The organism is Streptomyces sp. NPDC057099 (assembly GCF_042671245.1).
In the GTDB taxonomy this organism is placed as follows: domain Bacteria; phylum Actinomycetota; class Actinomycetes; order Streptomycetales; family Streptomycetaceae; genus Streptomyces; species Streptomyces purpurascens.
In genome coordinates, this window is sequence record NZ_JBHUTX010000024.1 from 76,345 (window position 1) to 98,502 (window position 22,158).

Genomic DNA, 22,158 nt, shown 5'->3' on the forward strand with positions numbered 1-22,158 from the left:
GGGATGAACTTGTGATCGCCCTCTCCCTCGCCGAGATCGCAGAAGTCGTCGGCGGGCAGACGCACGACATACCGGATCCGTCCGTCCAGGTCACCGGCCCGGTCGTCCGTGACTCCCGCGAGGCGGTGCCGGGCAGCCTGTTCGCCGCCTTCGCCGGCGAGCGCGTGGACGGACACGACTACGCGGCGGCGGTCGTCGAGGCGGGAGCGGTGGCCGTGCTCGGCACCCGGCCCGTCGGCGTGCCCGCGATCGTCGTGGACGACGTCCAGAGCGCCCTCGGCGCACTCGCGCGGCACGTCGTACGACGTCTCGGTGCCACCCTCGTCGCCCTCACCGGCTCGGCGGGCAAGACCAGCACCAAGGACCTCATCGCGCAGGTGCTCCAGCGCAAGGCCCCCACGGTGTTCACGCCCGGCTCCCTCAACAACGAGATCGGACTGCCGCTGACCGCGCTCAGCGCCACCGAGGAGACCAGGTTCCTCGTCCTGGAGATGGGCGCCCGGGGTATCGGGCACATCAGCTACCTCGCCGGTCTGACGCCCCCGAAGATCGGCCTCGTCCTCAACGTCGGCAGCGCCCACATCGGCGAGTTCGGCGGCCGTGAGCAGATCGCCCAGGCGAAGGGCGAACTCGTCGAGGCACTCCCGTCCGAGGCCGAGGGCGGAACCGCCGTCCTCAACGCGGACGACCCCTTCGTACGGGCCATGGCCGCCCGTACGAAGGCGAAGGTGATCTTTTTCGGAGAGTCCGGCGAAGCGGACGTTCGCGCCGAGAACGTGCGACTCACGGACACCGGACAGCCCTCGTTCAGGCTTCACACACCCTCCGGTGCAAGTGACGTGACCATGCGCCTGTACGGTGAGCACCACGTGTCGAACGCGCTCGCCGCGGCCGCCGTCGCCCACGAACTGGGCATGTCCGCAGACGAGATCGCCGTGGCGCTCTCCGAGGCGGGCTCCCTCTCCCGCTGGCGGATGGAGGTCACCGAGCGCCCGGACGGCGTGACGATCGTCAACGACGCCTACAACGCGAACCCCGAGTCCATGCGAGCCGCTCTGCGCGCGCTCGCGGCGATGGGCAAGGGGCGGCGGACCTGGGCGGTGCTCGGCAAGATGGCCGAGCTCGGGGACGAGGCTCTCGCCGAGCACGACGCGGTCGGGCGGCTCGCCGTCCGGCTCAACGTCAGCAAGCTCGTCGCGGTCGGTGGCAGGGAAGCCGCCTGGCTGCAACTGGGCGCATATAACGAGGGTTCGTGGGGTGAGGAGTCGGTGCACGTGTCCGACGCACAGGCGGCGGTCGACCTGTTGCGCAGCGAGTTGCGCCCGGGGGACGTCGTGCTCGTGAAGGCGTCCCGTTCGGTCGGCCTCGAGAGCGTGGCGCAGGCGCTCATCGAGTCCGGTGCCGAGGGTGAGGTTTCCGCCCGATGATGAAGCAGATCCTGTTCGCAGGAGTCATTGGCCTCTTCCTGACCCTGGTCGGCACCCCGCTGCTGATCAAGCTGCTCGCCCGCAAGGGCTACGGCCAGTACATCCGCGACGACGGCCCGCGCGAGCACGCCAGCAAGCGCGGTACGCCGACCATGGGCGGCATCGCCTTCATCCTGGCGACGGTCGCCGCGTACTTCCTGGCCAAGGTGATCACGGGCTATCTGGACCCGGAGGCCGACGCGGCGCCGACCTTCTCGGGTCTGCTGGTGCTCGGCCTGATGGTCGGCATGGGCCTGGTCGGCTTCCTCGACGACTACATCAAGATCGTCAAGCGGCGTTCGCTGGGCCTGAGGGCCAAGGCGAAGATGGCCGGCCAGCTGATCGTCGGCATCGGGTTCGCGGTGCTGTCGCTCCAGTTCGCCGACAACCGCGGCAACACCCCCGCCTCCACCAAGCTCTCGTTCATCACGGACTTCGGCTGGACGATCGGACCCGTGCTGTTCGTGGTCTGGGCGCTGTTCATGATTCTCGCGATGTCGAACGGCGTGAACCTGACCGACGGTCTGGACGGTCTGGCCACCGGCGCCTCGGTGCTGGTCTTCGGCGCCTACACCTTCATCGGCGTCTGGCAGTTCCAGGAGTCCTGCGCCAACGCGCAGACGCTGACCAACCCGGGCGCGTGCTACGAGGTACGGGATCCCCTCGACCTGGCGGTGGTCGCCTCGGCGCTGATGGGCGCCTGCCTCGGCTTCCTGTGGTGGAACACCTCGCCGGCCAAGATCTTCATGGGTGACACCGGTTCGCTCGCGCTCGGCGGTGTGCTCGCGGGCCTCGCGATCTGCTCCCGCACCGAGCTGCTGATCGCCATCCTCGGCGGCCTCTTCGTCCTGATCACCATGTCCGTGGTGATCCAGGTCGGCTCCTTCCGCCTCACCGGAAAGCGCGTCTTCCGGATGGCGCCACTCCAGCACCACTTCGAACTCAAGGGCTGGTCCGAAGTGCTTGTCGTGGTCCGCTTCTGGATCATTCAGGGCATTTGTGTGATCGTCGGACTAGGCCTCTTCTATGCAGGATGGGCAGCGGACAAGTGACCTCCTCGGAGCCCTTCGCCTTCCAGGGCAAGCACATCACCGTCGCCGGGCTCGGCGTCTCCGGCGTCCCGGCGGCCAAGGTGCTGCACGGCCTCGGCGCGATCGTCACGGTCGTCAACGACGGCGCCGACGAGCGCGCCCGGGCGCAGGCGGCCGAACTGGAGGCGCTCGGCATCACCGTGCGCCTCGGCGACGGCGACACGCTGCCCGAGGGCTCCGAACTGATCGTCACCGCGCCCGGCTGGAAGCCGGACAAGCCGCTGTTCGCCGCGGCTCGCGACGCGGGCCTGGAGATCTGGGGCGACGTCGAACTGGCCTGGCGCCTGCGCGGCCCCGACGCCGCTCCCTGGCTGGCCGTCACGGGCACCAACGGCAAGACCACGACCGTCCAGATGCTCGCCTCGATCCTGGAGGCGGCGGGTCTGCGCACCGCCGCCGTCGGCAACATCGGCGTCTCGCTCCTGGACGCGGTGCTCGGCGAGGAGCGCTACGACGTGCTCGCCGTGGAGCTGTCCAGCTACCAGCTGCACTGGGCGCCGTCGCTGCGCGCCCACTCGGCCGCCGTGCTGAACCTCGCCCCCGACCACCTCGACTGGCACGGCTCCATGGAGGCGTACGCCGCCGACAAGGGCCGGATCTACGAGGGCAATCAGATCGCCTGCGTCTACAACGTGGCCGACAAGGCGACGGAGGACCTCGTCCGCGAGGCCGACGTCGAGGAGGGCTGCCGCGCCATCGGCTTCACCCTGGGCACGCCCGGGCCCTCCCAACTCGGTGTCGTGGAGGGCATCCTGGTCGACCGCGCCTTCGTCGAGAACCGGCAGAAGAACGCCCAGGAGCTCGCCGAGGTCGCCGACGTGAACCCGCCGGCCCCGCACAACATCGCCAACGCCCTCGCGGCGGCGGCCCTCGCCCGGGCCTACGGGGTGCCCGCCAAGGCCGTACGGGACGGTCTGCGGGCCTTCACCCCGGACGCCCACCGCATCGCGCACGTGGCCGACGTGGACGGCGTGGCGTACGTCGACGACTCCAAGGCCACCAACACGCATGCGGCGGAAGCCTCGTTGGCGGCCTACGAGCCGATCGTGTGGATCGCGGGCGGACTCGCCAAGGGCGCCGTCTTCGACGAGCTGGTCACCAAGTCGGCGCGGCGGCTGCGCGGGGCCGTGCTGATCGGCGCGGACCGCGCGCTCATCCGGGAAGCCCTCGCGCGACACGCCCCGGAAGTACCCGTCGTCGACCTCGACCGGACCGACACTGGGGCGATGCTCCAGGCCGTCCAGGAGGCGCAGCGGCTCGCACAGCCCGGCGACACGGTGCTGCTGGCCCCGGCCTGCGCCTCGATGGACATGTTCACCAACTACAACAAGCGCGGTGACGCGTTCGCGGAGGCGGTTCGCGAACTCGGCGCGGGCACCTGACGGTCGGTCTCGGCCACGACGGGTGCTTCGGGACCCTTGGAGGGACGCGTGACTCGGATGTGGCCCGAGACCAACCGGCGGACACCCGCCGCCGACCGGGGGCCGACGCCCCCACCCCTCCCACGCGCTTCCGCGGGAGCCGTCCATGCCCGGTAGCCGTACCGGAGGGCCGCCCGCGCAGCGGCCCGTCCGCCGGCCCGCCGCGCCCCGGGCGTCGCGCGAGAGCGGTGTCCTCGGCCTCTACCTGCGGGCGCGCAGGGGCTGGGACCGGCCCCTGACGGCCTACTACCTGATCTTCGGCGGCAGTCTGCTGATCACGGTGCTGGGGCTGGTGATGGTCTACTCGGCCTCCCAGATCACCGCGCTGCAGATGTCCCTTCCGGGCTCGTACTTCTTCCGCAAGCAGCTGCTCGCGGCGGTGATCGGCTCCGGTCTGCTGTTTGCCGCCTCCCGGATGCCGGTGAAGCTGCACCGGGCGCTGGCCTACCCCATCCTCGCGGGCGCCGTCTTCCTGATGACCCTGGTGCAGATCCCGGGGATAGGAGTGTCGGTCAACGGCAACCAGAACTGGATCGCGGTCGGCGGCTCCTTCCAGATCCAGCCCAGCGAGTTCGGCAAGCTCGCCCTCGTGCTGTGGGGCGCCGACCTGCTCGCCCGCAAGCAGGACAGGAAGCTGCTGACCCAGTGGAAGCACATGCTCGTCCCGCTGGTGCCGGCCGCCTTCATGCTGCTCGGGCTGATCATGATCGGCGGCGACATGGGCACGGCGATCATTCTCACAGCCATCCTGTTCGGCCTGCTCTGGCTGGCCGGCGCGCCCACGCGGCTGTTCGCCGGTGTGCTGTCGATCGCCGCCGTGCTGGGCCTGATCCTCATCAAGACCAGCGCCAACCGCATGGCCCGTCTGCAGTGCCTCGGCGCCACCGAACCCCAGTCGGGCCCCGTCGACTGCTGGCAGGCCGTGCACGGCATCTACGCCCTGGCCTCGGGCGGAATCTTCGGCTCCGGGCTGGGTGCGAGTGTGGAGAAATGGGGCCAACTCCCCGAAGCCCACACCGACTTCATCTTCGCCGTCACCGGTGAGGAACTGGGCCTGGCGGGGACGCTGTCGGTACTCGCCCTCTTCGCGGCTCTAGGCTATGCGGGTATCCGCGTGGCCGGACGCACGGAGGACCCCTTCGTGAGGTATGCCGCGGGAGGCGTGACCACCTGGATCACGGCCCAGGCCGTGATCAACATCGGTGCGGTGCTCGGTCTGCTGCCGATCGCCGGCGTCCCCCTCCCGCTGTTCTCCTACGGGGGATCCGCCCTGCTGCCGACCATGTTCGCCATCGGGCTGCTGATCGCCTTCGCACGCGACGAGCCCGCTGCGCGAGCGGCGCTTGCGATGCGGCAACCCCGCTTTGGTAGAAAGCGGGGGACTGGGGGCACCGGTTCCATTCGGAGTCCCCGGAGATGGAACACGATGCGACGGCGTGCCTCGGCGGCGCGCTCGTCCGGAGAGCGGTGAATTTCGGTGCATGTCGTACTCGCCGGCGGAGGAACCGCGGGCCACATCGAGCCCGCGCTCGCCCTCGCGGACGCCCTGCGCAGGCAGGATCCGAGCGTGGGCATCACGGCCCTGGGAACGGAGCGCGGCCTCGAGACACGTCTCGTACCCGAGCGTGGGTACGAACTCGCGCTGATCCCGGCCGTTCCGCTGCCGCGCAAGCCCACCCCCGAGCTGATCACCGTCCCGGGCCGGCTGCGCGGCACGATCAAGGCGACCGAGCAGATCCTGGAGCGCACCAAGGCGGACGCCGTGGTCGGCTTCGGCGGCTACGTCGCCCTGCCCGGCTACCTCGCGGCCAAGCGCCTCGGAGTGCCGATCGTCATCCACGAGGCCAACGCCCGCCCGGGCCTGGCCAACAAGATCGGCTCGCGCTACGCCAGCCAGGTCGCCGTCTCCACCCCGGACAGCAAGCTGCGTAACTCCCGTTACATCGGCATCCCGCTGCGCCGCTCCATCGCCACCCTGGACCGGGCCGCCGTACGCCCCGAGGCCCGGGCCGCCTTCGGTCTCGACCCGAACCTGCCCACGCTGCTGGTCACCGGCGGCTCGCAGGGCGCCCGCCGGCTGAACGAGGTCGTCCAGCAGGTCGCGCCCTGGCTCCAGCAGGCCGGAATCCAGATCCTGCACGCGGTCGGTCCGAAGAACGAACTGCCGCAGGTCCACCAGATGCCGGGAATGCCCCCCTACATCCCGGTAAGTTACCTGGACCGGATGGACCTCGCGTACGCCGCGGCGGACATGATGCTCTGCCGCGCGGGCGCGATGACCGTCGCCGAACTCTCCGCCGTCGGGCTCCCGGCCGCCTACGTTCCGCTGCCCATCGGCAACGGCGAACAGCGGCTCAACGCCCAGCCGGTGGTCAAGGCCGGCGGTGGTCTGCTGGTCGACGACGCGGAGCTGACCCCCGAGTGGGTCCAGCAGAATGTCCTGCCCGTGCTCGCCGACCCGCACCGGCTGTACCAGATGTCCCGCAGTGCCGCCGAGTTCGGCCGCCGGGACGCCGACGACCTGCTCGTCGGCATGGTGTACGAGGCGATCGCCGCCAGTCGTGCACACCGCTAGGACCGTATGACGGAAGGCAGGGGAGCGTGGCCGGATCGACCACCGCCGAGCGCGGTGAACGCCAGCGGAAGTCGTCCGGCCCGCCGCCCCGACCGCGGTCGAGGCGGGCCCGGCTTCGTGTGATTGTCATCCTGGGCCTCGTCCTGGTCTTCCTCGGCTTCCCGACGGTGTGGCTGTTCTACGGCTCCGACTGGCTGCGTGCCGAGCGCGTCTCCGTGTCGGGCACCAGGGTCCTGACACCGGCTCAGGTCCGGGCCGCCGCCGACGTTCCCCTCGGGAAGCCGCTGATTTCCGTCGACACCGATGCGATCGAGTCGCGACTGCGCCGGAAATTGCCCCGAATTGACTCGGTTGACGTGGTCCGATCCTGGCCCGATGGAATCGGGCTGAAAGTGGTCGAGCGGACTCCGGTTCTGATTGTCCAAAAGGGCGGAAAGTTCGTCGAAGTGGACGATGAAGGTGTCCGTTTCGCCACGGTCTCCGAGGCGCCGAAAGGCGTGCCCGCACTGGAATTGGCCCTGTCCCGGTCCGGCTCCGCCGCCGCGAGCCTGCGCCGCTTCGGCGAGTCCCGGCTGGTGCGCGAGGCGGTCGTCGTCGCCCGGGCTGTTCCGGCCGCCGTCGCCCGCGGCACACAGACCGTCAAGGTCCGTTCCTACGACGACATCTCGCTGGAGTTGAGGGACGGCCGCACGGTCGTCTGGGGCAGCAGCGAGAAGGGCGCGCTCAAGGCCCGTACGCTCAGCGCCCTGATGAAAGCCTCGCCCGGCGCGCGCTACTTCGACGTGAGCGTCCCCACCGCGCCCGCGTCATCAGCAAGTTGACGCACATCCGCGCAGGCCAGCACCCTGGTTGGGCAGTGCTACGGCTGATCACATAGGGTGAAAAGAAAAACGGGAGGTTCGGCGTGTTCGTTGAACGTGCGCCACTTGTCGACTTAGTGTCCTGTTCAGAAGACTCCAAGGAACAGACACACTGGTAACCCTAAACTTCAGGGTTAGGGTTCGGGTCGGCGATACGGACCGTCCCATTCGGCATCAGTCGTCGGGTCGCGGGGCGCAGCGCGTCACGGTGATTCGGCGACACGTAACTCGAGGCGAGAGGCCTTCGACGTGGCAGCACCGCAGAACTACCTCGCAGTCATCAAAGTCATCGGTGTCGGCGGCGGTGGTGTCAATGCCATCAACCGGATGATCGAGGTCGGTCTCAAGGGCGTCGAGTTCATCGCCATCAACACCGACGCGCAAGCTCTGTTGATGAGCGACGCCGACGTCAAACTGGACGTCGGCCGTGAACTCACCCGCGGACTCGGCGCCGGAGCCAACCCGGCCGTGGGCCGCAAGGCCGCCGAGGACCACCGCGAGGAGATCGAGGAGGTCCTCAAGGGGGCCGACATGGTCTTCGTGACAGCCGGTGAAGGCGGCGGCACCGGCACCGGCGGCGCGCCCGTCGTGGCCAACATCGCCCGCTCGCTCGGCGCTCTCACCATCGGTGTGGTCACGCGCCCGTTCACCTTCGAGGGGCGGCGCCGCGCGAACCAGGCCGAGGACGGCATCGCCGAACTCCGCGAAGAGGTCGACACCCTCATCGTCATCCCGAACGACCGGCTGCTGTCCATCTCGGACCGCCAGGTCTCGGTGCTCGACGCCTTCAAGTCGGCCGACCAGGTCCTGCTCTCCGGTGTCCAGGGCATCACCGACCTCATCACCACCCCCGGCCTCATCAACCTCGACTTCGCCGACGTCAAGTCGGTCATGTCCGAGGCGGGCTCGGCGCTGATGGGCATCGGCTCGGCGCGCGGCGACGACCGCGCGGTGGCCGCGGCCGAGATGGCGATCTCCTCGCCGCTGCTGGAGGCGTCCATCGACGGCGCCCGCGGGGTCCTGCTCTCGATCTCCGGCGGCAGCGACCTCGGTCTGTTCGAGATCAACGAGGCCGCCCAGCTGGTGAGCGAGGCCGCTCACCCCGAGGCCAACATCATCTTCGGCGCGGTGATCGACGACGCCCTCGGCGACGAGGTCCGGGTCACCGTGATCGCGGCCGGCTTCGACGGCGGCCAGCCGCCCTCCAAGCGGGACAACGTCCTCGGTTCGTCCTCGGCCAAGCGCGAGGAGCCGGCCCCGGCACGGCAGACCGAGAGCCGCCCGTCCTTCGGCTCGCTCGGCAGCGTGACCCCGAAGGAGGACCCGGAGCCCGCTCCGGAGCCGGTCAACGACATCCCGGTCGCCCCGCCGGTCCCGCCGGCGCCGCGGACCTACTCGGACAGCGCGGCCGAGGAACTGGACGTACCGGACTTCCTCAAGTGATCCTTCAGTCGTGATAGGACAGCGCGAAAGCGTGGGCGGCGCGCACTTCGGCTTCACCGACCGGTGGGGCGGAGTGAGCGCCGCTCCGTATGAGGAGCTCAATCTCGGCGGAGCGGTCGGCGACGACCCCGACGCCGTACGCACCAACCGGGACCTGGCCGCCAAGTCCCTGGGTGTCGAGCCGGACCGGGTGGTCTGGATGAACCAGGTGCACGGGGCCGACGTGGCGGTGGTCAACGGACCGTGGGGATCCTCGTCCGAGATCCCGTCGGTCGACGCGATCGTCACGGTGAAGCGGGGGCTCGCCCTCGCCGTGCTCACCGCGGACTGCGTGCCGGTGCTGCTCGCCGACCCGGTCGCCGGGATCGTCGCGGCGGCTCACGCGGGCCGGCCCGGCATGATCGCCGGGGTCGTCCCGGCCGCGCTACGCGCGATGACCGAACTGGGGGCCGAGCCCGCCCGGATCGTCGCCCGCACCGGGCCCACCGTCTGCGGCCGGTGTTACGAGGTACCCGAGGCGATGCGCGCCGAGGTGTCCGCCGTCGAGCCGGCGGCGTACGCCGAAACCAGTTGGGGCACTCCGGCGGTCGACGTGAGTGCCGGAGTGCACGCCCAGCTCGAACGGCTCGGGGTGCGCGACCGGGCGCGGTCTCCGGTGTGCACGCTGGAGTCGGACGATCACTTCTCTTACCGCGGCGACCGCACCACCGGTCGGCTCGCGGGCTATGTGTGGCTGGACTGATGGGGCATGACGGACCGTAAGGACGAACTCGCCGCGAATCTGGCGAATGTCGAGCAGCGCATCGCCGACGCGTGCTCGGCCGCCGGCCGGGGACGCGAGGAAGTGACCCTGATCGTGGTCACCAAGACCTATCCCGCGAGCGATGTGCGGGTGTTGGCGGAACTCGGGGTGCGGCATGTCGCCGAGAACCGCGACCAGGACGCGGCCCCCAAGGCCGCCGCCTGCGCGGATCTGCCCCTTACATGGCATTTTGTCGGTCAACTCCAGACCAACAAGGTGCGATCGGTGGCCGGTTACGCGGACTTCGTGCAGTCCGTCGATCGTTCCAAGCTCGTCACAGCTCTGTCGAAGGAAGCCGTCCGGACCGGGCGCGAACTGGGGTGTCTCCTCCAGGTCGCGCTCGACGCCGGGGAGAGCGCGAGAGGTGAGCGGGGCGGCGTGGCCCCCGGCGGGATCGAGGAGTTGGCCGGTCTCGTGGCCGAGGCGCCGGGGTTGCGGCTCGGCGGACTGATGACCGTCGCACCGCTCACCGGCGAGTATGCGGGACGCGAACAGGCGGCGTTCGAGCGGTTGATGGTTTTGTCGACCGACCTGCGCCGGAGTCATCCGACTGCCACCATGGTCTCGGCAGGGATGAGTGCGGACCTCGAACAGGCCGTGGCGGCCGGAGCGACACATGTGCGCGTCGGCAGCGCGGTACTCGGAGTCCGCCCCAGGCTCGGGTAACGTCGCCAGGAAGTCGGACCACAGCAGAAAATATGGTCATTGCCGCCAATAGGCGGACTCAAGGACCTCGTGGATCGCAGGCACTTGGCAGTCGTCAGCAGATCCACCACAGAGCGGAGGACTCAGAGCATGGCCGGCGCGATGCGCAAGATGGCGGTCTACCTCGGCCTCGTGGAGGACGATGGGTACGACGGCCGCGGATTCGACCCCGACGACGACTTCGAACCCGAACTGGACCCGGAGCCCGAGCGGGACCACCGACGGCACGAGCCGTCCCATCAGCCGCACGTCTCACATCAGCCCCAAAGGGACGAAGAGGTACGAGTCGTACAGCCGTCCGTGCCTCGCGAACCGGCCCCTCGTTCCGCTTCGCTCCCCGCGGAATCCGGCCGCCCGGCGCGCATCGCGCCCGTGGCATCCATCACACAAGAACGCGCAAGTCTGGAGAAGAACGCACCGGTGATCATGCCCAAGGTCGTGTCCGAACGAGAGCCTTACCGGATCACCACACTCCACCCACGGACCTACAACGAGGCCCGTACCATCGGGGAACACTTCCGTGAAGGCACTCCGGTGATCATGAATCTGACTGAGATGGATGACACAGATGCGAAGCGACTTGTCGACTTTGCGGCTGGTCTGGTGTTTGGTCTTCACGGCAGTATCGAGCGGGTGACGCAGAAGGTGTTCCTGTTGTCGCCTGCTAACGTCGATGTCACGGCGGAGGACAAGGCCCGCATCGCAGAGGGCGGGTTCTTCAACCAGAGCTGAGACGCACCACCGGAAACAGCAGTACCCAGCAGGGCACAGGGGAGAGGGAAGCGCAGGTCATGAGCGTGGTTTTGGATGTCATCTACATCGCGCTGATGTGCTTCCTCATCGTGCTCATCTTCCGGTTGGTCATGGACTATGTCTTCCAGTTCGCCCGCTCATGGCAACCCGGCAAGGCGATGGTGGTCGTTCTGGAGGCCACCTACACTGTCACTGATCCACCGCTCAAGCTTCTGCGGCGGGTCATTCCGCCGCTGCGTCTCGGGGGCGTGGCGCTAGACCTGTCCTTCTTCGTACTGATGATCATCGTCTACATCCTGATCTCGATCGTGAGCCGGCTGTGATGAGCGATGTGACCTACCGTCTTGCCGAATGCCGACGACTACGTTGAGGTGAAGAGATGCCGTTGACCCCCGAGGACGTGCGGAACAAGCAGTTCACGACCGTCCGCCTCCGAGAAGGCTATGACGAGGACGAGGTCGATGCCTTCCTCGACGAGGTCGAAGCCGAACTGACCCGCCTGCTCCGCGAGAACGAGGACCTGCGCGCCAAGCTGGCCGCTGCCACGCGCGCTGCTGCCCAGAACCAGCAGAACATGCGCAAGCCTCCGGAGCCCCAGCAGGATCAGCAGCAGCAACAGCAGCAACAGCAGCAGCAGGGCATGCGCGGTCCGGGTGGTCCCGTACCCGCCGGCATATCGGGCCCGCCGCAGCAGCAGATGGGTGGCCCCATGGGTGGTCCGCCCCAGCTGCCGAGCGGTGCCCCGCAGCTGCCCGCCGGTCCCGGCGGTCAGGGTGGTCCGCAGGGTCCCGGCCCCATGGGCCAGGGTCCGGGCGGTCCGGGTCCGATGCAGCAGCAGATGCAGCAGCAGATGCAGCAGCAGATGGGTGGCCCCATGGGCGGTCCTCCGATGGGCGGCCCCGGTCAGGGAGGTCCCGGTGGCGACAGCGCCGCCCGTGTCCTCTCGCTGGCCCAGCAGACCGCCGACCAGGCGATCGCCGAGGCCCGTTCCGAAGCCAACAAGATCGTCGGGGAAGCGCGTTCGCGTGCCGAGGGTCTGGAGCGTGACGCCCGTGCCAAGGCCGATGCCCTGGAGCGGGACGCGCAGGAGAAGCACCGCGTGGCGATGGGCTCCCTGGAGTCCGCTCGCGCCACGCTGGAGCGCAAGGTCGAGGACCTGCGCGGCTTCGAGCGCGAGTACCGCACGCGCCTGAAGTCGTACCTGGAGTCGCAGCTGCGCCAGCTGGAGACCCAGGCCGACGACTCGCTGGCTCCGCCGCGCACTCCGGCTGCCGCGTCCCTCCCGCCGTCCCCGGCGCCTTCCATGGCCCCGGCCGGCGCGAGCGCCCCGTCCTACGGTGGCGGCAACCAGACGATGGGCGGCGCCCCGTCGCCGTCCGGTCCGTCCTACGGCGGTCAGCAGCAGATGTCTCCGGCGATGACCCAGCCGATGGCGCCGGTGCGTCCGCAGGGCCCGTCGCCGATGGGCCAGGCGCCCTCGCCCATGCGGGGCTTCCTGATCGACGAGGATGACAACTGACGGCCTGATGGCCAGTAGTACGGCGTAGACATCGGCAGCGTTCAGGGCGAGGCCCCGGGGTGATCCCGGGGCCTCGCCCTTTGCCATGCCTGTTCGCGCGTACGCAATCGCGTTCGTGCGACACAACGCCGAAGGCCCGGTCCCACCAAGATTTTTGGCAGGGCCGGGCCTTCGGTCCGAGCGTTACGCCTTGCGCAGGCGGAACGTCAGGGACAGACCCTCGTCGCTGAAGGGCTCGCCGTATGTGTCGTCCGCCTCGCCCTGGACGAAGTCCGTCGCCAGGACCTCGTCGGCGATCAGGCCGGAGTGGCCGGTCAGGGCCGCGACCGTCGCCGCGTCCGTGGCGGTCCAGCGCAGCGCGATGCGGTCGGCCACGTCGAGGCCGCTGTTCTTGCGGGCCTCCTGGATCAGCCGGATCGCGTCACGGGCCAGGCCCGCACGCCGGAGCTCCTCCGTGATCTCCAGGTCGAGGGCGACCGTGGCACCCGAGTCGGACGCCACCGACCAGCCCTCGCGCGGTGTCTCCGTGATGATCACCTCGTCGGGAGCCAGCGTGATGGTCTCGCCGTCGACCTCCACCGACGCCGTGCCCTCGCGCAGGGCGAGGGACAGGGCGGCCGCGTCCGCGTTCGCGACGGCCTTGGCCACGTCCTGGACGCGCTTGCCGAACCGCTTGCCCAGCGCGCGGAAGTTGGCCTTGGCCGTGGTGTCGACCAGGCTGCCGCCGACGTCGCTCAGGGTCGCGAGCGACTCGACGTTCAGCTCCTCCGTGATCTGCGTGCGCAGCCCGGAGTCCAGCGCGTCGAAGCCCGACGCGGCGATCAGGGCGCGGGACAGCGGCTGACGCGTCTTGACGCCCGACTCCGCGCGCGTGGCACGGCCCAGCTCCACGAGCCGGCGCACCAGCACCATCTGCTTCGACAGCTCCGGGTCGATGGCCGTGAGGTCCGCCTGCGGCCAGGAGGACAGATGGACCGACTCCGGGGCGCCCGGCGTGACCGGAACGATCAGGTCCTGCCAGACCCGCTCGGTGATGAACGGGGTCAGCGGGGCCATCAGCTGCGTCACCGTCTCGACGACCTCGTGCAGCGTGCGCAGCGCCGCCTTGTCGCCCTGCCAGAAGCGGCGACGGGAGCGGCGCACGTACCAGTTCGACAGGTCGTCGACGAACGCGGACAGCAGCTTGCCGGCGCGCTGGGTGTCGTAGGCGTCGAGCGCCTGGGTGACCTGGTCGGTGAGCGCGTGCAGTTCGGACAGCAGCCAGCGGTCCAGGACCGGGCGGTCGGCCGGGGCCGGGTCGGCCTCGGACGGGGCCCAGCCCGACGTACGGGCGTACAGGGCCTGGAAGGCGACCGTGTTCCAGTAGGTGAGGAGCGTCTTGCGGACGACCTCCTGGATGGTGCCGTGGCCGACGCGGCGGGCCGCCCAGGGGGAGCCGCCGGCCGCCATGAACCAGCGGACCGCGTCGGCGCCGTGCCGGTCCATGAGCGGGATGGGCTCCAGGGTGTTGCCCAGGTGCTTGGACATCTTGCGGCCGTCCTCGGCGAGGATGTGGCCGAGGCAGACCACGTTCTCGTACGACGACTTGTCGAAGACCAGGGTGCCGACCGCCATCAGCGTGTAGAACCAGCCGCGGGTCTGGTCGATGGCCTCGCAGATGAACTGCGCCGGGTAGCGGGCCTCGAAGGTCTCCTTGTTCTTGTACGGGTAGCCCCACTGCGCGAACGGCATCGAACCCGAGTCGTACCAGGCGTCGATGACCTCGGGCACGCGCGTGGCCGTGCCGCCGCACCCGTCCTGCGGGCAGGCGAAGGTGACCGCGTCGATGTAGGGGCGGTGCGGGTCCAGGCCCGACTGGTCGGTGCCGGTCAGCTCGGTCAGCTCGGTGAGGGAGCCGACGCAGGTGAGGTGGTCGTCCTCGCAGCGCCAGATCGGCAGCGGCGTGCCCCAGTAGCGGTTGCGGGAGAGCGCCCAGTCGATGTTGTTGTCCAGCCAGTCGCCGTACCGGCCGTGCTTGACCGTGTCCGGGAACCAGTTGGTGTTCTCGTTCTCCGTGAGGAGGCGGTCCTTGATCTCCGTGGTGCGGATGTACCAGGAGGGCTGCGCGTAGTAGAGCAGCGCGGTGTGGCAGCGCCAGCAGTGCGGGTAGCTGTGCTCGTACGGGACGTGCCGGAAGAGCAGGCCGCGCTCGTCGAGGTCGGCGGTGAGCTGCTCGTCGGCCTTCTTGAAGAAGACGCCGCCGACGAGGGGCAGGTCCTCCTCGAAGGTGCCGTCCGGGCGGACCGGGTTCACGACCGGCAGGCCGTAGGAGCGGCAGACCTTGAGGTCGTCCTCACCGAAGGCGGGGGACTGGTGGACGAGGCCCGTGCCGTCCTCGGTGGTGACGTAGTCGGCGTTGACGACGAAATGCGCCTGCTCCGGGAACTCGACCAGCTCGAACGGGCGCTGGTACGTCCAGCGCTCCATCTCGGCGCCCGTGAAGGTCTGGCCGGTGGTCTCCCAGCCCTCGCCGAGGGCCTTGGCGACGAGCGGCTCGGCGACGACCAGCTTCTCCTTGCCGTCGGTGGCGACGACGTAGGTGACCTCCGGGTGCGCGGCGACGGCCGTGTTGGACACCAGGGTCCACGGGGTCGTCGTCCACACCAGGAGCGCGGCCTCGCCGGCGAGCGGGCCGGAGGTGAGCGGGAAGCGGACGAAGACGGACGGGTCGACGACCGTCTCGTAGCCCTGCGCCAGCTCGTGGTCGGACAGGCCCGTGCCGCAGCGGGGGCACCAGGGGGCGACGCGGTGGTCCTGGACCAGCAGGCCCTTGTTGAAGATCTCCTTGAGCGACCACCAGACCGACTCGATGTACGCGGGGTCCATGGTGCGGTAGGGGTCGTTGAGGTCGGTCCAGAACCCCATGCGGGTCGTGAGCTCTTCGAAGGCGTTGGTGTGCCGGGTCACCGACTCGCGGCACTTCGCGTTGAACTCGGCGATGCCGTACGCCTCGATGTCCTGCTTGCCGGAGAAGCCGAGCTCCTTCTCCACCGCCAGCTCCACCGGGAGGCCGTGGCAGTCCCAGCCGGCCTTGCGGGCGACGTGGTAGCCGCGCATGGTGCGGAAGCGGGGGAAGACGTCCTTGAAGACGCGGGCCTCGATGTGGTGGGCGCCGGGCATGCCGTTGGCGGTGGGCGGGCCCTCGTAGTACACCCACTCGGGGCGGCCCTCGGACTGCTCCAGGCTCTTGGTGAAGATCTTCTGCTCGTCCCAGAAGGCGAGCACCGTGTGCTCTAGGGCGGGCAGGTCGACCTGGGCGGGCACCTGGCGGTACGTCGGCGATGTCATCAGCGGGCTTCCTCCGGCGGACTTGCTGCCTTCCGTCCGGAGGGACGAGAGCTGTGACTGTGCCTGCGCCGTCTGCGGCGCGCTCCCGCGGTACCACCCTCCTTGGCTCTCCGGTGCGGGGTGTGCGCCGGTGAGCCCCCTCATTGGGGTCGCGATGCCGGTTCTACCGGCCGCTGCCGTTCGGCTGCGGCTTTCCTCCGGCGGCTCCGGGGTGATCTTCGCGTCGCGCTCGCCCCCGGGCTTCCACCGTCCCCGGGTCGCTCTGGGCTGCTTACGCCGCTACTCGTCCCCATCCACGCTTTTCGCTCCGCCCAGTGTACGGCGCCGGGCGGACAGGGGCCGACCGCTTTTCGGGGCCGCCGGGGACGGGGAGACGTAGGAGGTGCGGTTTGGGTTTGATGACCCGAATGGCGAGGTATGGGTGTTCGGATCCTGGGACGTCCGGCTCGGCGGATTACCGGGCGGGGAGCTGGGCACAACGGATGCAGGTTCGCCGCGAGGCGTGCGCGAGGCGGGCGAATCGGGCGGTGTGCCCCGTTGCCGCGGGACTCAAGTCGATTTATCGTCCCAGCACGATTCGCGAGCAAGGTCACAATATGTGAAGGGGCCGCGGCCATGGTGGCGAAGAAGACCGCCGTACAGCAGCCGGCGTCCGGCAGGTCCGCGGAGGCCTCCGGCGGTGCGCCCAAGGACCCGGGTGGCAAGAAGACCACCCAGGGAGGCTCGGCGGGGCGGGCGGCGAAGGGGGCGGCCGAGAAGGCGACCGGGGGCACGAAGGCGGCTGTCACCAGGACCAAGGCGGCGGTCAAGAAGGTGACGGCCAAGAAGACCGCGGCGGGAAAGGCCGTGGCCAGGAAGGTCGCGGCGAGGACGGCGGCGGCCAAGGGGTCGGGCGAAAAGGCTGAGGCCGAGAGGGCTGGGGTCGAGGAGGCCGGGGTCGAGAAGGCTGAGGTCGAGAAGGCTGCGGTTGAGAGAACCCCGGCCGAGAGGCCTGAGGCCGAGGAGCCCGAGGCTGAGAGGGCTGAGGCTGAGGGGGCGACGGCCAGGAAGGCTGCGGTCAAGAAGACGGCGGTTCGGAAGGCGACGGCCAAGAAGGCCGCGGCCGGGCAAGCTGCGGGAGCGAGTGCCGTGGCCGGGAAGCCTGGGGCCGAGAGGGCTGAGGCTGAGAAGGCAGCGGTCGGGAAAGCGGCGGTTCGGAAGGCGACAGCCGACAAGGCTGCGGCCAGGAAGGCCGCAGGAGCGAAAGCCGCGGCCGGGAAAGCCGCAGGCAAGAAGGCGGCGGCCGATAGGGCTGCTGCCGGTGAGACGGCGGACCAGACGGCTGCGGGCAGCAAGGCCGCTGCCGGTGGGGCGGCTGAGCAGAAGACCGCTGGTAGGAAGTCCGCTGCCAGTGGGGCGGCGGAGCAGAAGGCCGCCGGTGAGAACGCGGCTGCCGATGAGACCGCGGGGAAGAAGGCAAAGGTCAGGAAGGCGGCTGTCGGCGAGACGGCGGGGAAGAAGACAGTGGCCAAGAAGGCCGCTGTCGGCGAGACCGTGGGGAAGAAAGCGGTGGCCAGGAAGGCCGCTGTCGGTGAGGTCGCGGAGAAGAAGGCCGCGGTCAAGAGGGCGAAGGCCGCCAAGGCCGTCGCCGCGGGGAAGAGCGTCGGGGCCGAGGGCGCGCGCGCCGGAGGCAAGAGCACCACCACGAAGAGCGCGACCGGGAAGGGCACTGCCCGGACCGGCGCGGTCACACAGGACAAGGCCGGGAACAGCACGGCCGAGAAGGCGGGCGCGGCCGAGGCCGCGACGCAGACGGGAGCGACCACGGTGGGTGCGAAGAAGACTCCTGGCACGGCGACGGCGGCCAAGACCGCCGTTCCGAAGGCACGGGTCGCCGCGGCGGAGCCCGGTGAGCTCGCGGTACGCCCCGGAGAGGACCCCTGGACGGAGGCGGAGGTCGAGGAGGCGCGTGCCGAGCTGACGTCCGAGGAGACCCGGCTGCGTGAGGAGATCACGTCGTCGGAGCGCTCGCTCGTCGGTCTGATGCGTGACTCCGGGGACGGCGCGGGCGACGACCAGGCGGACACCGGTACCAAGAACATCACCCGCGAGCACGAGCTGGCCCTGGCCGCCAACGCGCGCGAGATGCTCATCCAGACCGAGCGCGCCCTGGACCGCCTGCACTCGGGCACCTACGGCCTGTGCGAGAACTGCGGCAACCCCATCGGCAAGGCCCGGATGCAGGCCTTCCCGAGGGCCACGCTGTGCGTGGAGTGCAAGCAGAAGCAGGAGCGCAGGTACTGACCGGCGGCCGAATGCCTCCTGAGCACGTGGGGGGCACGGGGTGTGTCGTACCCTCGTCCTCAGTCAAGGACCTAGGTTGAGGGACTCACGTGGCAGAGGCGGAGCGCATCATCGGTACGCCGGACACACCGGATGCCGCCGGGGACGGGCAGGAGCGGCCCGAGGACGCGGCGTCGGGCGAGCGCGCCGACTCCGAGGGCACCCGGGCACCCGGTTCGGGTGAGCCGGAGCCCACGGCCGCGCGGCCCCGGGGCAAGCGCCGTATCGCGGTCCTGTTCGCCGTCGCCCTGTTCGCGTACGCCCTCGACCTGAGCACCAAGATGATCGTGGTGGCCAAGCTGGAGCACCACCCGCCCATCGAGATCATCGGGGACTGGCTGAAGTTCGAGGCGATCCGCAACGCGGGCGCGGCCTTCGGCTTCGGCGAGGCCTTCACGGTGATCTTCACCATGATCGCGGCGGCGGTGATCGTGGTGATCGCCCGGCTCGCCCGCAAGCTGTACAGCCTGCCCTGGGCGCTCGCGCTCGGACTGCTGCTCGGCGGTGCGCTGGGCAACCTCACCGACCGGATCTTCCGTGCGCCGGGTGTCTTCGAGGGCGCGGTCGTGGACTTCATCGCGCCCAAGCACTTCGCCGTCTTCAACCTGGCCGACTCGGCGATCGTGTGCGGCGGCATCCTGATCGTGCTGCTGTCGTTCAAGGGGCTCGACCCGGACGGCACCGTCCACAAGGACTGACAGGCGCCGGTCGGGAGTGTCGGACCCGTCCGGCATACTCGACGGGTGAGCACGATTCCCGAGATCCGCACCCTGCCCGTGCCCGACGGCTTGGAGGGCGAGCGTGTCGACGCCGCCATCTCCCGCATGTTCGGCTTCTCCCGGACCAAGGCGGCCGAACTCGCCGCCGCGGGAAAGGTCGCGGTCGACGGGTCGGTGGTCGGAAAGTCGGAGCGCGTGCACGGCGGCGCCTGGCTGGAGGTCGAGATGCCGCAGGCGCCCGCGCCGGTGCAGGTCGTGGCCGAGCCGGTCGAGGGCATGGAGATCGTGCACGACGACGATGACGTGGTCGTGATCGTCAAGCCGGTGGGCGTCGCCGCGCACCCGTCGCCGGGCTGGACCGGGCCGACCGTCATCGGAGGCCTGGCCGCCGCCGGGTACCGGATCTCCACCTCCGGGGCCGCGGAGCGCCAGGGCATCGTGCACCGCCTCGACGTCGGCACCTCCGGGCTGATGGTCGTCGCCAAGTCGGAGTACGCGTACACGTCGCTGAAGCGCCAGTTCAAGGAGCGCACGGTCGACAAGCGGTACCACACGCTCGTCCAGGGCCACCCGGACCCGACCAGCGGCACCATCGACGCGCCGATCGGCCGCCACCCCCACCACGACTACAAGTGGGCGGTCACCGCCGAGGGCAAGGCGTCCGTCACGCACTACGACCTCATCGAGGCCTTCCGCGCGGCGTCGCTCCTCGACGTGAAGCTGGAGACGGGCCGCACCCACCAGATCCGCGTCCACATGGCCGCCCACCGGCACCCCTGCGTCGGCGACCTGACCTACGGCGCCGACCCGACCCTCGCCAAGCGCCTCGGCCTGACCCGCCAGTGGCTGCACGCGGTGCGCCTCGGCTTCGAGCACCCCGGAGACGGTGAGTGGGCGGAGTTCTCCTGCGACTACCCGGAGGACCTGCAGAAGGCCCTCGACCAGGTCCGGGAGGAGACGTACGCATGAGCACCCCGCGGTATGCGGTGCGTGTCGCGGAGGACCCCGCCGACCGTGAGGCGTGCTTCGCGGTGCGCAAGGAGGTCTTCGTCGGCGAGCAGGGCGTGCCGGAGGACCTCGAGTACGACGCGTACGACGCGGAGGCCGTGCATGTGCTGGCCGTCCGGGAGGACGGCGTGCCGCTCGGGACCGGGCGGCTGCTGTACGGCGAGGCGGCCGTGGCGCAGACCGGAGCCGGCCCGTCCGTGGGCTCCCTCGGGCGGCTCGCCGTGTCCGGCGAGGCACGCGGCCTCGGTGTCGGGGTCGCCCTGGTGCGGGCCATCGAGGACGCGGCACGCGCGCGTGGACTCGCGGCCGTGGATCTGCACGCCCAGACGCACGCCCTCGGCTTCTACGCACGGCTCGGCTACGAGGCGTACGGGCCGGAGTACTTGGAGGCGGGCATCCCGCACCAGGGGATGCGGCGTCCGCTCTAACCGTTCGCCGCGGGTGCCGAAACGGTTTGTCCGTGGAGTTGCGTGGCAGGCTTGAGTTCAGTCGTATGACCGTCTGACCTCCCGGAGCGCTGACCGTGGATCAGTTGGCCCTGTTGTTCGTGCTGCTGCTCGGGGCCGTGATCAGCGTCCCGGTCGGGGACCGGCTGGGGATGCCCGCGCCGGTGCTGATGACGCTCCTGGGCATAGTCCTCGCGCTGCTCGACTTCGTACCGAACGTCGAGATCCCGCCGGACCTCATCCTGCCGCTGCTGCTGCCGCCCCTGTTGTACGCCGCCGTGCGGCGCACGTCATGGCGGCAGTTCGCGGCGAACAAGAGACCCATCTTCCTGCTGGCCGTGGCGCTGGTGTTCGTCACCATGGCCTGCGTGGCCGCCGCGGCCGACGCGATCGTGCCGGGGCTGCCGCTCGCCGCGGCGTTCGCGCTCGGCGCGCTGGTGGCGCCGCCGGACCCGGTCGCGGCGACCGCCGTCGCCGGGCAGCTGGGGCTGCCGCGCCGGCTGGTGTCGATCCTGGAGGGCGAGGGGCTCTTCAACGACGTGACGGCCATCGTCCTCTACCACGTGGCGATCGCCGCCGCCGTCAGCGGGACGTTCTCGCCCTGGCAGGCCGGGCTCGACCTGGTGCTGTCGGCCGTGGTGGGGGCGGCCGTGGGCATCGCGCTGGGCTGGGGCGCGAACAAGCTGATGGAGCTGCTCGGGGACGCGACCCTGCAGATCGGGCTGACCCTGCTGGTGCCGTACGCCTCGTACGTCATGGCCGAGGAACTGCACGGGTCCGGAGTGCTCGCCGTGCTCACCACCGCGGTGTTCCTCGCGGAGTACGGGTCCGACGCCGACGACGTCATGACGCGGCTGGCCGGGCACACGTTCTGGAACATCGTCGACACGCTCGTCACCGGCGTCGCGTTCGGGCTGGTCGGGCTCGAGCTGCACAACGCCATTCGCACCGCGTCGGGCCGGTGGGGCGAGCTGCTCGGCTGGGCGGCGGTGGTGGTGGTCGTGGTCGTGTTCGTACGGCTGCTGTGGCTGCTGCCGGCGACCTGGCTGACCAAACGGCTGCACGCGCGGCGGGACTACGACGAGGACATCCCGGTGAGCTGGCGCGAGACCGTGGTGATGTGGTGGTCGGGGATGCGCGGGGTGGCCTCGGTGGCGCTGGTCCTGGCCATTCCGCTGGAGACGGACGCGGGGGCGCCCTTCCCCAACCGGGACGAGCTCATCTTCATCGCGTTCGGGGTGATCGTGGCGACGCTGGTGGTGCAGGGGCTCACGTTGCCGTGGCTGGTGCGGCGGCTGGGCGTGAAGGCCGACCGGGACCAGGAGAAGGAACGCGCGAAGGACCTGGCGATCCGGGCGTCCAAGGCGGCGAAGCGGCGGCTGCGCGAGATCGAGGAGGAAGAGGACCTCCCGGAGGAGCTGTCCGAGCAGATGCTGCGGCGGGCCTTCGACATCGCGGTCCGGATCAGTCCCGAAGTCGCGGAGGACGAGCGGCGGGAGGCCTCCCGGGAGCGCGCGCGGCGGCTGAAGCAGGTGCGGCGGATCCAGCAGGAGATGCTGAGCGCGGCGCGGCACGAGGTGCTGGCGGCGCGGAGTGAGCCGGGGGCCGATCCGGAGGTCGTGGACCGGGTGTTGCGGCATCTTGATGTGCGGTCGATGCGGTGAGGCGGGTCCGGCCGGGGCTTTTGGGGGCGGCGGCTGA

The 22,158-nt window shown here is 70.1% G+C and carries 18 protein-coding genes; 17 read left to right on the forward strand and 1 reads right to left on the reverse strand.

The genetic code is table 11. The features are described from left to right. Nucleotides 1-11 precede the first annotated feature (11 nt). The 12 genes from murF (at nucleotide 12) to ACFT4A_RS26320 (ending at nucleotide 12,635) form a co-directional block, all read left to right on the forward strand. Complete coding sequence (murF, locus tag ACFT4A_RS26265; protein ID WP_382834196.1) at nucleotides 12-1,427, forward strand: UDP-N-acetylmuramoyl-tripeptide--D-alanyl-D-alanine ligase; 1,416 nt, start codon at nucleotides 12-14, stop codon at nucleotides 1,425-1,427. Further along, a complete protein-coding gene (gene mraY, locus ACFT4A_RS26270; protein ID WP_215124499.1) occupies nucleotides 1,427-2,518 on the forward strand; it encodes a phospho-N-acetylmuramoyl-pentapeptide-transferase in 1,092 nt (363 codons plus the stop codon). The genes murF and mraY overlap by 1 nt, the downstream gene beginning before the upstream one ends. Then, entirely contained in the window at nucleotides 2,500-3,939 is a 1,440-nt protein-coding gene (murD, locus tag ACFT4A_RS26275) for a UDP-N-acetylmuramoyl-L-alanine--D-glutamate ligase (protein WP_382834199.1), read from the forward strand. The genes mraY and murD overlap by 19 nt, the downstream gene beginning before the upstream one ends. Before the next feature lie 145 nt (nucleotides 3,940-4,084). Further along, entirely contained in the window at nucleotides 4,085-5,449 is a 1,365-nt protein-coding gene (gene ftsW / locus ACFT4A_RS26280; protein ID WP_382834202.1) for a putative lipid II flippase FtsW, read from the forward strand. 6 nt (nucleotides 5,450-5,455) lie between these two features. Then, nucleotides 5,456-6,553 (forward strand): undecaprenyldiphospho-muramoylpentapeptide beta-N-acetylglucosaminyltransferase, encoded by a 1,098-nt coding sequence (gene murG, locus ACFT4A_RS26285; protein WP_189729075.1) that lies wholly within the window; start codon nucleotides 5,456-5,458, stop codon nucleotides 6,551-6,553. A 26-nt stretch (nucleotides 6,554-6,579) separates the two neighbouring features. Next, entirely contained in the window at nucleotides 6,580-7,374 is a 795-nt protein-coding gene (locus ACFT4A_RS26290; protein WP_382834206.1) for a cell division protein FtsQ/DivIB, read from the forward strand. A gap of 288 nt (nucleotides 7,375-7,662) precedes the next feature. After that, nucleotides 7,663-8,856: a cell division protein FtsZ gene (ftsZ, locus tag ACFT4A_RS26295; RefSeq protein WP_189729071.1), complete on the forward strand. Its 1,194-nt coding sequence runs from the start codon at nucleotides 7,663-7,665 to the stop codon at nucleotides 8,854-8,856. A gap of 10 nt (nucleotides 8,857-8,866) precedes the next feature. After that, nucleotides 8,867-9,598, forward strand: a complete 732-nt coding sequence (pgeF, locus tag ACFT4A_RS26300) for a peptidoglycan editing factor PgeF (protein ID WP_382834209.1) — start codon at nucleotides 8,867-8,869, stop codon at nucleotides 9,596-9,598. A 6-nt stretch (nucleotides 9,599-9,604) separates the two neighbouring features. Next, nucleotides 9,605-10,324, forward strand: a complete 720-nt coding sequence (locus ACFT4A_RS26305; RefSeq protein WP_382834212.1) for a YggS family pyridoxal phosphate-dependent enzyme — start codon at nucleotides 9,605-9,607, stop codon at nucleotides 10,322-10,324. A gap of 129 nt (nucleotides 10,325-10,453) precedes the next feature. After that, complete coding sequence (locus ACFT4A_RS26310; RefSeq protein WP_184596554.1) at nucleotides 10,454-11,095, forward strand: cell division protein SepF; 642 nt, start codon at nucleotides 10,454-10,456, stop codon at nucleotides 11,093-11,095. Between the two features lie 59 nt (nucleotides 11,096-11,154). Beyond that, on the forward strand, nucleotides 11,155-11,439 hold the full coding sequence (locus ACFT4A_RS26315) for a YggT family protein (protein ID WP_115908676.1): 285 nt from the start codon (nucleotides 11,155-11,157) through the stop codon (nucleotides 11,437-11,439). Nucleotides 11,440-11,495: 56 nt separating this feature from the next. Then, a complete protein-coding gene (locus ACFT4A_RS26320) occupies nucleotides 11,496-12,635 on the forward strand; it encodes a DivIVA domain-containing protein (RefSeq protein ID WP_382834215.1) in 1,140 nt (379 codons plus the stop codon). A 183-nt stretch (nucleotides 12,636-12,818) separates the two neighbouring features. Here the strand turns inward: ACFT4A_RS26320 and ileS are convergent, their stop codons facing one another. After that, nucleotides 12,819-15,962 (reverse strand): isoleucine--tRNA ligase, encoded by a 3,144-nt coding sequence (gene ileS, locus ACFT4A_RS26325; RefSeq protein WP_382834218.1) that lies wholly within the window; start codon nucleotides 15,960-15,962, stop codon nucleotides 12,819-12,821. A 615-nt stretch (nucleotides 15,963-16,577) separates the two neighbouring features. Here ileS and ACFT4A_RS26330 point away from each other — a divergent pair. The 5 genes from ACFT4A_RS26330 to ACFT4A_RS26350 all read left to right on the forward strand — a co-directional run bounded on the left by ACFT4A_RS26330 (nucleotide 16,578) and on the right by ACFT4A_RS26350 (nucleotide 22,121). Continuing rightward, the gene (locus ACFT4A_RS26330) at nucleotides 16,578-18,245 is read left to right on the forward strand and encodes a TraR/DksA C4-type zinc finger protein (protein ID WP_382834221.1); all 1,668 of its coding nucleotides are present in this window, start codon (nucleotides 16,578-16,580) and stop codon (nucleotides 18,243-18,245) included. An 89-nt stretch (nucleotides 18,246-18,334) separates the two neighbouring features. After that, the gene (gene lspA / locus ACFT4A_RS26335) at nucleotides 18,335-18,982 is read left to right on the forward strand and encodes a signal peptidase II (protein ID WP_382834224.1); all 648 of its coding nucleotides are present in this window, start codon (nucleotides 18,335-18,337) and stop codon (nucleotides 18,980-18,982) included. Between the two features lie 45 nt (nucleotides 18,983-19,027). Continuing rightward, the gene (locus tag ACFT4A_RS26340; protein WP_382834227.1) at nucleotides 19,028-19,972 is read left to right on the forward strand and encodes an RluA family pseudouridine synthase; all 945 of its coding nucleotides are present in this window, start codon (nucleotides 19,028-19,030) and stop codon (nucleotides 19,970-19,972) included. Then, nucleotides 19,969-20,439, forward strand: a complete 471-nt coding sequence (locus ACFT4A_RS26345; RefSeq protein ID WP_382834230.1) for a GNAT family N-acetyltransferase — start codon at nucleotides 19,969-19,971, stop codon at nucleotides 20,437-20,439. The genes ACFT4A_RS26340 and ACFT4A_RS26345 overlap by 4 nt, the downstream gene beginning before the upstream one ends. A 95-nt stretch (nucleotides 20,440-20,534) precedes the next feature. Beyond that, the gene (locus ACFT4A_RS26350; protein ID WP_382834232.1) at nucleotides 20,535-22,121 is read left to right on the forward strand and encodes a Na+/H+ antiporter; all 1,587 of its coding nucleotides are present in this window, start codon (nucleotides 20,535-20,537) and stop codon (nucleotides 22,119-22,121) included. Nucleotides 22,122-22,158: the final 37 nt, after the last annotated feature.